The organism is Brachybacterium sp. Marseille-Q7125 (assembly GCF_023062615.1).
GTDB lineage: Bacteria > Actinomycetota > Actinomycetes > Actinomycetales > Dermabacteraceae > Brachybacterium.
Genome location: NZ_JALLAL010000010.1, coordinates 55,994 through 69,572, shown reverse-complemented (window position 1 = coordinate 69,572; position 13,579 = coordinate 55,994). Strand labels below are relative to the sequence as shown.

Annotated in this window: 11 protein-coding genes; 10 read left to right on the top strand and 1 reads right to left on the bottom strand. The window is 69.8% G+C overall.

What is annotated here, in order from left to right:
* The 4 genes from infB to truB form a co-directional block, all read left to right on the top strand.
* A partial coding sequence (infB, locus tag MU407_RS04415; RefSeq protein ID WP_246955649.1) for a translation initiation factor IF-2 occupies window positions 1-2,527 on the top strand: 2,527 nt, incomplete at its 5' end.
* A gap of 60 nt (window positions 2,528-2,587) precedes the next feature.
* Window positions 2,588-3,691, top strand: a complete 1,104-nt coding sequence (locus MU407_RS04410) for a hypothetical protein (protein WP_246955647.1) — start codon at window positions 2,588-2,590, stop codon at window positions 3,689-3,691.
* Window positions 3,688-4,176: a 30S ribosome-binding factor RbfA gene (gene rbfA, locus MU407_RS04405; protein ID WP_246955645.1), complete on the top strand. Its 489-nt coding sequence runs from the start codon at window positions 3,688-3,690 to the stop codon at window positions 4,174-4,176. Before MU407_RS04410 ends, rbfA begins: the two co-directional genes overlap by 4 nt.
* A complete protein-coding gene (truB, locus tag MU407_RS04400) occupies window positions 4,173-5,108 on the top strand; it encodes a tRNA pseudouridine(55) synthase TruB (RefSeq protein WP_246955643.1) in 936 nt (311 codons plus the stop codon). The genes rbfA and truB overlap by 4 nt, the downstream gene beginning before the upstream one ends.
* A 284-nt stretch (window positions 5,109-5,392) precedes the next feature.
* Here truB and MU407_RS04395 read toward each other — a convergent pair whose 3' ends face one another.
* Entirely contained in the window at window positions 5,393-6,916 is a 1,524-nt protein-coding gene (locus MU407_RS04395; protein WP_246955641.1) for a L,D-transpeptidase family protein, read from the bottom strand.
* Window positions 6,917-7,199: 283 nt separating this feature from the next.
* Here MU407_RS04395 and MU407_RS04390 point away from each other — a divergent pair, with 283 nt between their 5' ends.
* From MU407_RS04390 to MU407_RS04365, 6 genes are all read left to right on the top strand, one after another.
* A complete protein-coding gene (locus MU407_RS04390; RefSeq protein ID WP_246955639.1) occupies window positions 7,200-8,216 on the top strand; it encodes a bifunctional riboflavin kinase/FAD synthetase in 1,017 nt (338 codons plus the stop codon).
* A gap of 206 nt (window positions 8,217-8,422) precedes the next feature.
* Window positions 8,423-8,692, top strand: coding sequence for a 30S ribosomal protein S15 (rpsO, locus tag MU407_RS04385; protein WP_246955637.1), 270 nt, complete (start codon window positions 8,423-8,425; stop codon window positions 8,690-8,692).
* Between the two features lie 229 nt (window positions 8,693-8,921).
* Window positions 8,922-11,201, top strand: a complete 2,280-nt coding sequence (locus tag MU407_RS04380; RefSeq protein WP_246955651.1) for a polyribonucleotide nucleotidyltransferase — start codon at window positions 8,922-8,924, stop codon at window positions 11,199-11,201.
* A 243-nt stretch (window positions 11,202-11,444) separates the two neighbouring features.
* The gene (locus MU407_RS04375; RefSeq protein WP_246955635.1) at window positions 11,445-11,609 is read left to right on the top strand and encodes a hypothetical protein; all 165 of its coding nucleotides are present in this window, start codon (window positions 11,445-11,447) and stop codon (window positions 11,607-11,609) included.
* Window positions 11,610-11,639: 30 nt separating this feature from the next.
* Complete coding sequence (locus MU407_RS04370) at window positions 11,640-12,413, top strand: hypothetical protein (RefSeq protein WP_246955633.1); 774 nt, start codon at window positions 11,640-11,642, stop codon at window positions 12,411-12,413.
* Between the two features lie 85 nt (window positions 12,414-12,498).
* Window positions 12,499-13,536 (top strand): hypothetical protein, encoded by a 1,038-nt coding sequence (locus MU407_RS04365; protein ID WP_246955631.1) that lies wholly within the window; start codon window positions 12,499-12,501, stop codon window positions 13,534-13,536.
* Window positions 13,537-13,579: the final 43 nt, after the last annotated feature.

Below are 13,579 nucleotides of genomic sequence, written 5' to 3'. Positions count from 1 at the left end.
GCAGGCGGCTGAGCAGCCGACCGGCCACCACGCGCCCGCCCCGCAGAAGCCCGGCGCGCCGAGCACGCCGAAACCGGGCCAGAAGCCCCAGGCCGCCGCGAAGCCCGAGGGAACCGGCAGCCCCGCCGCTCCCAAGCCCGGCGGTGAGCGCCCCTCGCCGCGGCCCGGCGGTGCACGCCCCGGCAACAACCCCTTCGCCAGCTCGCAGGGCATGCCCCGCCCCGGCGCCCGCAAGCCCGGTCAGCGCCCCGGCGGTCCGCGCCCGGGCAACAACCCCTTCGCCAGCTCTCAGGGCATGCCTCGTCCCGGGCAACGTCCGGCCCGTCCGGGCGGTGACGCCAGCGGCGCGCGTGGCGGTGCCCCGCGTCCGGGTGCTCCGCGCCCCGGTGGCGCGCCCCGTCCCGGCGGTGGTCCCCGTCCCGGTGGCGGCTCGCGCCCGGGCATGCCCACGCCGGGCATCATGCGCAAGCACTCCCACGGCGGCCTGGCCGATGCCAAGCCCGACGGTGGCGGTCGCGGTCGCGGTGGGCGTCCCGGTGGCGGCCCTGGCCGTCCCGGTGGTGGTCCGCCGCGCGGTCGCGGCGGTCGCGGCAGCACCCAGGGCGCCTTCGGTCGTGGCGGCAAGCCGGCACGCTCGCGCAAGTCGAAGCGCGCCAAGCGTCAGGAATTCGAGCAGATGCAGGCACCCGCACCGGGTGGCGTGCAGGTCCCGCGCGGTGACGGCAACACCAAGATCCGCCTGCGCCGCGGCGCGACCCTGACGGACTTCGCCGATCGCATCGACGTCAACCCGGCTTCGCTCATCACGGTGCTGTTCGCGATGGGTGAGATGGCTACGGCCACGCAGTCCCTGGATGAGGAAACCTTCGAGCTGCTGGGCAGCGAGCTGGGCTACAAGATCGAGATCGTCTCCCCGGAGGACGAGGAGCGGGAGCTGCTCGAGCAGTTCGACATCGATCTGGATGCGGAGCTGGCCGAGGAGGACGACGAGGACCGCGAGCCGCGGCCCCCGGTGGTCACCGTCATGGGCCACGTCGACCACGGCAAGACCCGCCTGCTGGACACCATCCGCCAGACCAAGGTCGGGGCGGGCGAGGCCGGCGGCATCACCCAGCACATCGGCGCCTACCAGGTGCAGGTCGACCACGAGGGCGATGAGCGTGCCATCACGTTCATCGACACCCCCGGTCACGAGGCCTTCACCGCCATGCGTGCGCGTGGTGCGAAGGTCACCGACATCGCGATCCTCGTGGTCGCCGCGGATGACGGCGTGATGCCGCAGACCATCGAGGCGCTCAACCACGCCCAGGCGGCCGATGTGCCGATCGTGGTCGCGGTCAACAAGATCGATAAGCCCGAGGCGAATCCGCAGAAGATCCGCCAGCAGCTGACCGAGTACAACCTGATCGCCGAGGAGTACGGCGGCGACACCATGTTCGTGGACGTCTCCGCCCGCGAGAACCAGAACATCGACGACCTGCTCGAGGCGGTGCTGCTGACCGCGGACGCCGCCCTGGAGCTGCAGGCCAACCCCGATAAGGACGCCCGCGGCGTCGCGATCGAGGCGAACCTGGACCGCGGTCGCGGCCCCGTGGCCACGGTGCTGGTCCAGCAGGGCACCCTCAAGGTCGGCGATGCGATCGTGTGCGGCATCGGCCACGGCCGTGTGCGCGCGATGCTCGACGAGAACGGCGAGAACGTCACCGAGGCGGGCCCGTCCCGTCCGGTGCAGGTGCTGGGTCTGACCTCCGTGCCCGGGGCCGGTGACTCCTTCCTGGTGGCCCAGGATGAGCGCACCGCCCGCCAGATCGCGGAGAAGCGTGAGGCCGCGCAGCGTGCCGCGTCCCTGTCGAAGGTGCGCAAGCGCATCAGCCTCGAGGACATCAACAAGCACATGGCCGAGGGCAAGGTCGAGACCCTCAACCTCATCCTCAAGGGCGACGCCGCCGGCGCGGTCGAAGCCCTCGAGGAGGCCCTGCTGGGCATCGAGGTGGGCGAGGGCGTGGACCTGCGGATCATCGACCGCGGCGTCGGCGCTATCACGATGAACAACATCAACCTCGCTGTCGCCTCAGACGCCGTGATCATCGGCTACAACGTGCGGGCCGAGGGCCTGAACGCGGAGTACGCCGACCGCGAGGGCGTGGAGATCAAGTACTACTCGGTCATCTACAACGCCATCGACGAGGTCGAGCAGGCCCTCAAGGGCATGCTCAAGCCGGAGTTCGAGGAGGTCGAGCTGGGCTCGGCGGAGATCCGCGAGATCTTCCGCTCCTCCAAGTTCGGCAACATCGCCGGCTCCATCGTGCGCAGCGGCCTCATCAAGCGCGGTGCCAAGGCGCGCATCACCCGAAATGGCGTGGTCATCACCGAGAACCTCGAGATCTCGGGCCTGCGCCGCTACAAGGATGATGTCACCGAGGTCCGCGAGGGCTACGAGTGCGGTATCAACCTCGGGTCATTCAACGACCTGCAGGTCGATGACCTCATCACCACCTACGAGATGCAGGAGAAGCCCCGCGACTGACCCCGTCGCGGCAGGGCCCGCCCGGCCCTGCCGCCCGGGTGAGCGGGGGAGGAGTCCCGGATGAGCGTGGCGACCCTCGTGCTGCGAGCCCCCTCGGCCAACCGCGTGTACGCGCGGGCCGCGGGGGCTCTCGCACGTGCTGAGGCGCACTGGGTGCTCGGCGCCCACCGCGGAACGCCCCCGCAGCTCAAGCAGCGCATGATCGGCGGGATGCCCGCCCTCGAGATCCCGGGCGCGGCAGATCCCGCGACCGCGCACCTGCTGGGAACGCTGTCCGGCGCCCACGGCCTTTTCGAAATCGTCGAGGAGGATGCTGCGGTCCCCGATCGGCCGCTGCTGCGCCCGCTGCCGACCACCGCGCCCCTGCGCCACCCCTCGGACCTCGAGACCATCCTCAAGTACCCCGGCAAGACCAACGAGCAGTTCACCGCCCTGCTGGTGAACCTCGCGGCCGCTCTGTCCGCGCACCGGGACCGCCTCGCGGCGGGAACGCTGGAGCTGCTGGACCCGCTGTGCGGGCGCGGTACCACCCTGAACCGGGCGCTGCGCCTGGGGCTCAGCCCCGTCGGCGCGGACATCGACCGCAAGGACGTGGAGGCGTACCGGGCGTTCCTGACCACCTGGCTGCGCGAGCACCGCTACAAGCACAGCGTGAACAGCACGGCGCTGAGGGTGCATGGTGAGCAGCTCGGAGTGCGCGTCGACGCTGAGCTCGCCGAGGACAAGGCCGCTCATCGGGCCGGACGCACCCAGCAGCTGCGCCTTTTGGCCTGCGACACCACCCGCCTGTCCGAGGTGCTGCCGAGCCGCAGCATCGACGCCCTGGTCGCAGACCTGCCCTACGGGGTGCAGCACGGAGCTCGCTCCCGCGATGCCTGGCAACGCTCACCCCTGGAGGTGCTGCGTGCGGCCGCCCCCACGTGGCGGTCGCTGCTGCGCGACGGCGCCGGGCTGGCGCTGGCCTACAACCGCCGCACCCTCGAGCATGCCGCGGCCACAGACGCCCTCGCCGCCGCCGACCTGCGCATCATCAGCCCGGACGGTGCCTTCCGGCATCGAGTGGACGCCTCTATCGACCGTGACGTCCTGCTTGCGATCCCCACCACCCACCCCCAGGCCGAGCAGCTCGCTGCGCTCGGCGCCTCTGCGAAGGAGACCCCATGACCGACAACCCCCGCGCCCTGCGCCTGGCCGACCGCATCAAGACCATCGTCGCCACCCAGCTTGATACCCGCGTGAAGGACCCGCGCCTGGGCTTCATTACCATCACCGACTGCCGCGTCAGCGGCGACCTGCAGCACGCGACCCTCTTCTACACCGTGTTCGGCTCCGAGGAGGAGCAGGCCGGCACCGCCGCGGCGCTGCAGAGCGCGACGGGCATGCTGCGTCGCGAGGTGGGCCGCCAGACCGGCGTGCGCCTGACCCCCACCCTGGAGTTCATCCCCGACGCCGTCCCGGAGAATGCCCGCGTGATCGAGGATCTGCTGGCCGAGGCCCGTACCCGCGACGCGGATCTCGCGACCTCCCGCACCAGCGCCACCTATGCGGGGGAGGAGAACCCGTACCGTGAGCCGCGCACTGAGGGCGACGACCACGACGACGAGGACGCTCGGACCGGCATCGACGCTGAGGACGACGAGCAGGCGTGAGCACTGCCCCGCACGGCATCCTGCTGGTCGACAAGGCGCCGGATCGCACCAGCCACGACGTCGTCGCGCGCGTCCGCTGGCTGCTGGGCACCAAGAAGGTCGGCCACGCCGGGACCCTGGATCCGATGGCCACCGGCCTGCTGATCCTCGGCATCGGCCAGGGCACCCGCCTGCTCACCCACCTCGTCGGCCTGGACAAGACCTACACCGCCACGATCCGCCTGGGCCGCGCGACCACGACCGATGACCGCGAGGGCGAGCCGCTCGGCGAGGTTGCGGATGCCACCGGGGTTCCCGCAGAGCAGATCGAGCAGGTGCTTGAGACTCTGCGCGGCGACATCCAGCAGGTGCCCTCCACGGTCAGCGCCATCAAGGTGAACGGTCAGCGCGCCTATGCCCGCGCCCGCGCCGGGGAGGACGTCGAGCTGGCGGCCCGCCCGGTGCGCATCAGCCGCTTCGAGATCACCGCCCGTCGCACCGATGGCCCCTACCTGGATCTCGATGCCGTCGTGGATGTCTCCTCCGGCACCTATGTGCGGGCCCTCGCCCGCGACCTCGGGGCCGCGCTCGGCGTGGGTGGACACCTCACGGCGCTGCGCCGCACCGGCATCGGCCCCTTCGACGTCGCGGGCGGCGTGCACGTGCCGGCCCGCGGGGAGGGCGATGACGTCGAGCTGCCGCGGCGCGGCCTCGGTGAGGTCGCCTCTGCCGTGATGCCCTCCCTCACCATCTCTGACCAGAGCGCCTGGGACCTCCGCCACGGCAAGTTCGTGAAGCTGGGGAAGTCGCCGCAGGAGCTCGGGGACCGCGAGCATGTCGCCGCGCTCGACACCTCGGGGCGCCTGGTCGCTGTGGTGAGCCCGGAGTCCGCCGAGCGCTGGCGGCCGGTGCTGGTCATCGCCCCTGAGGCCCTGCAGCCCCCGTCGGCCTGACCCGCGGCGCACAGCCGACGCGCGCAAGATAGTGACCCGATCCACCGGACGCACCCGACGCGCCGTTCACACCGCTCGAGTGCACCGATCTGTGCCACCAGCGGCACGTATCGGTGCTCTCGGCGGGGCGGTGCCAGCGTGTCGCCGGGCGACCGGGACGTTCAGCATGTCAGGTCTCAGCGACGGGCCTGCTCAGCGACTCGGCGGCTCAGCCGTGCGGGCCTGCTCAGCGGCACAGCTGCGCGCCGGGCCTGCTCAGCCCCTCAGCTGCGCACCGCGAGCGCTCAGTAGTGCACCTCGACGCGGGTGCCCATGCTCGCCCAGTCGTACAGCCACTTCGCATCGGAGACCGGCATGTTGATGCAGCCGTGCGACCCGGAGTAGCCGAAGGAGGAGCGCCATGGCGCGCCGTGGAAGCCGTAGCCGGCGTGGAAGTACTGCACCCATGGCACATCCGGGGTGTAGTAGTACTTCGGGTGGCCCTCCGGGTAGTACGCCGCGTTGGTCATGTCCTGACGGTCATACCGCAGGTAGATCTCGAAGGAGCCGGTGACGGTCTCATTGCCTTCCTTGCCGTCGACCATCAGGCGCGGGCCCCACACCGGGCTGTCGCCCACGTACGCGGTGACCGTCTTTGCGGTCAGGTCCACGTCGATCCACTTCTCGCCATCGGCAGGAGCATTCGGATCCGGGCTGTCGTCCTCGCCCTCGTCGTCGTCCTGCTCCTTGGGAGCGTCGACCTGCTCGACCTTGGACTCCAGGGTGCGCGTCTCGAATGCGGCCTCGATCGGCGTGGTGCCCTTCAGCGCGGCGATGAGCTCCTCCGCAACGGCGTCGGTGTTCGTGATCTCCAGGCCGTCCTTCTTCTCGGAGACGACCTTGACGACCTCGCCGTCCTCATCCACCTGCTCGATGCCGTCCTTCGGCTCCACCGCGTCCTGGTCGGCGCGAGCTGCGACCCATTCGCGCACCGCGTCCTCGTCCACGCTCAGAACGAGCTTCGACTCGGCCTTATCAGGGGCGACGGAGAGCCAGCTGCTGCGGCGCTCGGCGCTGATCTCGTGGACGGTGCCGTCGCCGCCGGTGATCGACATCGGCTGTTCGAGGATCTTTCCGATCGTCCCGACCACCTGCTCGGCATCCTCGGTGGTGATCGCCGGAGTGATCTGCTCAACCGGCTGATCCACCGCGAAGTCCTCGAGGGCCGGCGCATGGCTGGTCACCGCGTCCACGAGAGTCTGCGGGTCCAACCCCTGGCCATCCTGCCCAGGGGTGACATTCCAGGTCTGCTGCTCCTCGTCGAACGCGACCGAGGCATTGACGGGGCTGGTGCGGTCGTCGGGCACCAGGCCCTTGCCGAAAGCGGTCACGGCCGCTTCGTCCACCGCGACCACGGGCTCCACCGCGTGCTCACCGGACCAGGCCGCGGCGATCGTGGCGGGCAGGGAATCATCGCGCTGCAGGGCCCGCTGCGCGGTGGCCTGAGCGTCCACGGTTACACCGAGCTCGGCGAGCGAGGCCTCCACCTGCTTCTCCCCGGCAGTGACCTGGACTGTCACGGCCTCAGCGCGCTCAGCCACGAACGCTGCGATCTCCTCGGGCGTCTGCCCCGCGACATCCTTGCCCAGCACGGTGGTGCCGGGCAGGGCGCGGCCGTCGAACTGCTTGGCGTACGCGTAGGCGCCGCCGGTCAGGACGACGGCGAGGACAGCGAGGACCGCCACGACCACGAGGGCCGTGCGGCGCCCGCGACGGCCGTTCGGGCGGGACGGGCCGCCCAGCGCGGCCGCATCGGTCACGTTCGTCATGGATCCTGCTTCCATCTCTCGGCGGCGGATGTGCCCCCGTGGCGATACGGCGTGGTGCGGGCACGGGCCCCTGGCGGGGACCGCCTTGCCTGTCAGAGTAACGGAGCCCACTGCTGCACCGCAGTGGGCTCGCGCCCGATATTGATCACAGGTGTATGACCGCGGGGATCGAGCCGGACCACGGGGCCTATACAGTGGTCCCGGTCGCGGTCGGCTGAGGCCGCGACCCCACCACCTGTCCCCGGTGCGTATGCACCCGGCCCCGGAAGGACCAGCCCGTCCCGTGACCCGCCTCCCGCTCTGGCACCATCTGCAGGAGGTGCCCGCCGACCTCGGCGCCACCGCGGTCACGATCGGCAACTTCGATGGCGTCCACCGCGGCCATCGTCACATTCTCGAACAGCTGCAGCGGCAGGCCGAGGTGCGCGATATCGCGCCGGTGGCGATCACCTTCTGGCCCCACCCCCGCCACGTCATGACCGGCACCGCTCAGCCTCCGCTGCTGACCGGACACGCCGACCGTGACCGTCTGCTGCTGCTCACCGGTCTGCGCGGCGTGCTGGACCTCGAGTTCACTCTCGAGTTCGCGCAGCACTCCCCGGAGGAGTTCGTGCGGATCTTCCTCGTGGAGGGGCTGGGCGCCCGCTGCGTGGTGCTCGGCGAGGACGCCCTGTTCGGCCGGGCCAATGCGGGCACCATCGAGACCATGCGCGAGCTCGGGCAGAAGTACAACTTCGATGTGATCACCGTCGGTGAGATGGGCGTGGACGGGGAGGGCACCGGCCGCATCTCCTCCTCCCGCATCCGCACGGCGCTGCTGGAGGGCGATATGCGCACCGCCACCGAGGGACTGGGGCGCCGCCACACCGTCACCGACGTGGTCCACCACGGCTTCCGGCGCGGCCGTGAGCTGGGCTTCCCCACCGCGAACCTGGGGCCCCGCCCCGAGGGCCTGATTCCGGCTGACGGCGTCTATGCCGGGTTCTGCACCGTCACCGCGCAGAACCCCGCCCATGTGGGCACTGCGCCGCTCGCTGGCGCGCCGTGCACCATCTCCATCGGCACCAACCCCACCTTCGCGGATGACGGCACTCCACGCCGCACCGTCGAGGCCTACGTTCACGACGACCATGACCTCGAGCTGTACGGCGACACGCTGCGCCTGGAGTTCGTCCAGCGCCAGCGCGAGACCGTGAAGTTCGACTCCGTGGACACTCTGATCGCGCAGATGCACGAGGACGTCGAGGTGACCCGCCGCACTCTCGCCCTCGAGCCCTCCCGAGTAGAGGTCACGGGCTGATATCCTGCTCGGGCCGTACTTCCGGCCGCGGAGAGCATTCCGCCCCACGGCATCCCGAACCGCAGCGCATCATCGCACCCCGCGGTGCCCGGATGCCCGCATCACCCGATGCAGCACCCGCCCTGGGCAGGTGCCGGGGCGCGCTCGCCCCAGAGCCCGGGACAGAAGGTCCCGGCGCGCCGCGCAACCGACCTAGAGGAGAACCCATGGCCTTCGACACCGCCACCAAGCAGGCGATCATCGATGAGTACAAGACCGGCGAGGGCGATACCGGTTCGCCCGAGGTCCAGGTCGCGCTCCTGAGCCACCGCATCAAGTACCTGACCGAGCACCTGAAGACCCACAAGCACGATCACCACTCGCGCCGCGGTCTGATGCTGCTGGTCGGTCAGCGCAAGCGTCTCCTGCAGTACCTGCAGGACGTCGACATCGAGCGCTACCGCTCGCTGATCAAGCGTCTCGGCATCCGCCGCTGACACCGATCCGCCGCTCGCCCCTTCGGGCGGGCGGCGGTTTCACTGTCCCGGGCGCGGCTGCGCCCAGCCCGACCACCTGACCATCTCTCACCCTCTTCCGTCCCGACACAGGTTCGGTCCTCGGCAGTGACCTGCGGAGCACGCCCCCATCGGGCAGGCGCGGCACCGCGGGTGAGTGACGAAGGCCGCACCCGACGGGCGGAGCGACGCAAAGGAGAACCTCATGGCCATGGACGGCCCTGATATCACCGCCACTACCGCAGTCATCGACAACGGCTCCTACGGGCGGCGCGAGATCCGTTTCGAGACCGGACGGCTGGCCCAGCAGGCCGCCGGTGCGGTCGCCGTGTACCTCGACGACGACACGATGGTCTTCTCGGCCACCGCCGTCTCGAACAAGCCCAAGGATCAGTTCGACTTCTTCCCGCTGACCGTGGACGTGGAGGAGCGGATGTATGCCGCCGGCCGCATCCCCGGCTCCTTCTTCCGCCGCGAGGGCCGCCCCACCACGGACGCGATCCTCGCCGCCCGCCTGACCGACCGCCCGCTGCGTCCCGCCTTCGTCAAGGGCCTGCGCAACGAGGTTCAGGTGGTTCTCACGGTCATGGCCGTGAACCCCGATGACGCCTACGACGTTGTCGGCATCAACGGCGCTTCCGCCTCCACCCAGATCTCCGGCCTGCCGTTCTCCGGCCCCATCGGTGCGGTGCGCATCGCCCTCATGCCGGACCAGCAGGGCGGCGGCCAGTGGGTCGCCTTCCCCACCTTCTCCCAGCAGGAGGAGGCCGTGTTCTCGATGGTCGTCGCAGGCCGGATGGTCGGCGATGACGTCGCGATCATGATGGTCGAGGCCGAGGCCACCGACAACTCCTGGGAGCTGGTGAAGAACCAGGGCGCGATCGCCCCCACCGAGTCCGTGGTGGCCGAGGGCCTGGAGGCCGCGAAGGTCTTCATCCGCAGCCTGTGCGTGGCCCAGCAGGAGCTGGCCGACAAGGCCGCCAAGCCCGTGCGCGAGTTCCCGCTGTTCCTGGACTACCAGGAGGACGCCTACGGCATCGTCGAGAACGCCGCCACCGAGCGCCTGTCCGAGGTCATGTCGATCGCCGGGAAGCAGGAGCGCGAAGAGCGCACCGAGGAGCTGCTGGCTGAGATCCAGGGCGAGCTCTCCGGTGAGGGCCAGCAGCTCGAGGGCCGCGAGAAGGAGGTCACCGGTGCCTACCGCGCCCTGACCAAGAAGCTCGTGCGCAAGAAGATCCTCACCGAGGGTGTACGCATCGACGGTCGTGGCCTGCGGGACATCCGCGCGCTCTCCGCTGAGGTGGAGGTGCTGCCGCGTGTGCACGGCTCGGCCCTGTTCCAGCGCGGTGAGACCCAGATCCTGGGTGTGACCACGCTGAACATGCTCAAGATGGAGCAGCAGATCGACTCGCTGGGCCCGGTGGATCGCAAGCGCTACATCCACCACTACAACTTCCCGCCGTACTCTACCGGCGAAACTGGCCGCGTCGGCTCCCCGAAGCGCCGCGAGATCGGCCACGGCATGCTCGCCGAGCGCGCCCTGGTGCCGGTGCTGCCCTCCCGTGAGGAATTCCCCTACGCGATCCGCCAGGTCTCTGAGGCGATGGGGTCCAACGGCTCCACCTCGATGGGCTCAGTGTGCGCCTCGACCCTGTCGATGCTCAACGCCGGTGTGCCGCTGCGCGCCCCGGTGGCCGGCATCGCGATGGGCCTGGTCTCCGACACCGTGGACGGGGAGACCAAGTACGCGGCGCTGACCGACATCCTGGGTGCTGAGGACGCCTTCGGCGACATGGACTTCAAGGTGGCCGGCACCTCCGAGTTCGTCACCGCCATCCAGCTGGACACCAAGCTCGACGGCATCCCCGCCTCCGTGCTGACCGGTGCGCTGGCGCAGGCCCACGAGGCGCGCCTGGCGATCCTGGGGGTGCTGAACGAGGCGATCGACGCGCCCGATGAGATGAGCCCGCACGCCCCGCGTGTGCTCGCGGTGACCATCCCGGTGGACAAGATCGGCGCGGTCATCGGCCCCAAGGGCCAGATGATCAACCAGATCCAGGACGACACCGGTGCGGACATCACCATCGAGGACGACGGCACCGTGTACATCGGCGCGACCGACGGCCCCTCCGCCGAGGCTGCCCGCTCCGCCGTGAACGCGATCGCGAACCCGATGGTCCCCGAGGTGGGCGAGCGCTACCTGGGCACCGTGGTGCGCGTGGTGGACTTCGGCGCCTTCATCTCGCTGACCCCCGGCAAGGACGGTCTGCTGCACGTGACCCAGCTGCGCAAGCTCAACGGCGGCAAGCGCGTGGAGAACGTCGAGGACGTCGCAAAGGTGGGCCAGAAGATCGAGGTGGAGATCCGCGAGATCGACGCCCGCGGCAAGATCTCCCTGGCGGTCATCGAGGACGAGAAGTCCGAGGAGAAGCCGGCGGAGAAGACGGTCTCCGAGGATGCCGTGGCCTCCGAGGAGCCCACCGCCGAGTGAGCTGAGGCCCAGGCCTCCCTTCACATTTGTCAGGTCCGGTGGCATGTTCGTTGCGAGCATGCCACCGGACCTGACATTTGTGTATGTGGGGCAAGCGTGGCGCGGGCGGTGCGAGGAGCGCTGGGGGGGCAGGTGCGCGGTCTCGATGCAGGGTCTGTGGCCGGGGGGCGTTGTTACGCTCTGGGGAACAGCCGCGCGGCCCCGACACGGTGCCGGTGAGGCGGACGGAGATCCGGGGGTGGGATGACGATGTTCCAGGGGATGCAGACCGAGCAGGGGCGGCAGCACGCCGAGCGGATGCGTGCCGCGCACAGCAGCCTGCAGCAACAGTGGGATGGCCTGCACCAGCAGGTCACCAGCATCGATGTGCACTGGCGGGGGCCGGATGCGGAAGCGTTCACCCAGTAGTGGGCGACCGTGCATGCCGGGGGTATCGAGGTGCTCGAACATCTGCAGGAGCTGGTCCACGAGCTCATCGAGCACGCCCAGCAGCAGGACCAGAGCTCTGCGGCGGATGATCACTGGGCCGGTGCAGCGCCAGGGAGCACGCCCGGTGAGAGGCGTGAAAATGGCCCGCCCTGGATCCCGGGCGCAGCTTTCAACCCCGGTGATGGGGTCACGACGATGAACGACCCCGCTATTCAGAAGGCGTGGGAGGGGATGTCCGATCGTGAGCGCAGAGCTGTGCTGCGCGAGGTGGTCAAGGATGAACTCGAGGCTTATGGGATCAATGCCCGTGGCTGGTTTCCGAGCATCGAGACCCGTTTCTTCCCCGGGTGGATGAACGGCGGGGCCATCTCGCTTCCAACCGGCGTGATCTACCTCAGCAACGATCTCCTGAAGAGCCCGTACGGCTTGCAGATCGCGGCCCACGAGGCCAGGCACCAGGTGCAGTACGAGATGATCCGCCGCACCGATCCCGATCCGTGGGATATCTTGACCGGTGACGACAACAGCGACAAATACGAGCAGGTCGAGCGCGACTACGGCTTCACGCGCGAGGAGATCGAGCAATGGCGCCACGAGTTCAAGGTGTGGAATTACGAGTTTCCCCCGTCTGGTGACCCGAATAATCCCGAGTACCAGGAGCAAATGCAGCGGTATCTGGACCAGCAGGTTGAGGTCAACGCCCGGGAGCGTGAAGACGAGTTCGCCGACGTGTACACCTCCGAGGATCTAGAGCAGGACATGCGCGATGCCGGAGTGCGGTGACGCCGAGGCGCACCCGGGCCGCCGGGGCATGCTCGCGGCGGGTGCGCTGCTCGGTATCGGGCTGCTCGCGGGCTGCGGAGGTCCGATGGCGAGCACCTGCTACGAGGGCGATGTCCCCGCGGATGAGCTGCCCGATACGGGGTTCGAACTGCCCTTCGGGCTCCCCGTCGAGACGTTCCAGCGCAGAGAGCCGCAGCTGATCCCGGGGGCGATCGCGGTGAGCCCCGATGGAAAGACTGCGGTGGCCCTCGAGCCACCCGACCGCAAGTTCCTGGACCTCAGCCGCACGGCGGGAACCACCTACTGGGACGTCGCAAGCGGTCAGATCATCGAGCGTCGCGATGACTGGATGAGCGGGGCGCTCGCATGGCACCCCAGTGGAGAGCTGCTCGCCGTCTCCTCCCAGGAGCGCATCCTGCTGATGAGCCCGGACGGTCAGGCGCAGTGGACCCTCGGGGGACACCAGGAGTCCACCCGCCGCGTCGTCCGTGAGATCCGTGATCTCGCCTTCAGTCCCGACGGCGAGCGCCTGGCATCTCTCAGCACGGACCGCACCGTCCGCCTGTGGTCCGCCGCCCCGGGCACGTGCGATCCCGGCCGGGTCCTCTCCTGGCGGCATCCGCCGATCGCCCTCGCCTTCAGCCCGGACAGCGCGGTGCTCGGCATCCTGCTGGAGGATAGGGGTCTTGTCCTGCATGACGGCCGCACAGGCGAGAAGCTCTCGCCCGGCCCCGGCGAGCAGGTGCAGGGCACGGCCGTTGCTTGCAGCGCCGAGGGCACGTTCGTGGTCGCCGATGAGGAGATGGGCACGCTGCGCAGTGTCACTGTCGATGGCGCGGTGGCCGACGGGCCCGCGCTGCCGACGAGCTGCGGGCAATACGCCGCTGCAGGACCCGACGGGCAGGTTGTCTTCTCCGGGCCGGGCCCGGACCTCGCGCTGTGGACTCCGGGGCAGACGGAGCTGCAAGTGCTCACCCCCGAGGTCGACGACTCCGCTCCGAGCCCCATCACCGAACTTGGCCGACCCGCCATCGCCCCGGACGGCACGCTGTACGTCATCTCCCGCTGGCAGGGCATCCTCCGCTTTGACGGCACGAGCTGGGGCACCTTCGAGATGCCGTGAGGCGCACGGCATCTCGTCGGCGCCACCACCCCGTCCCCAGCAG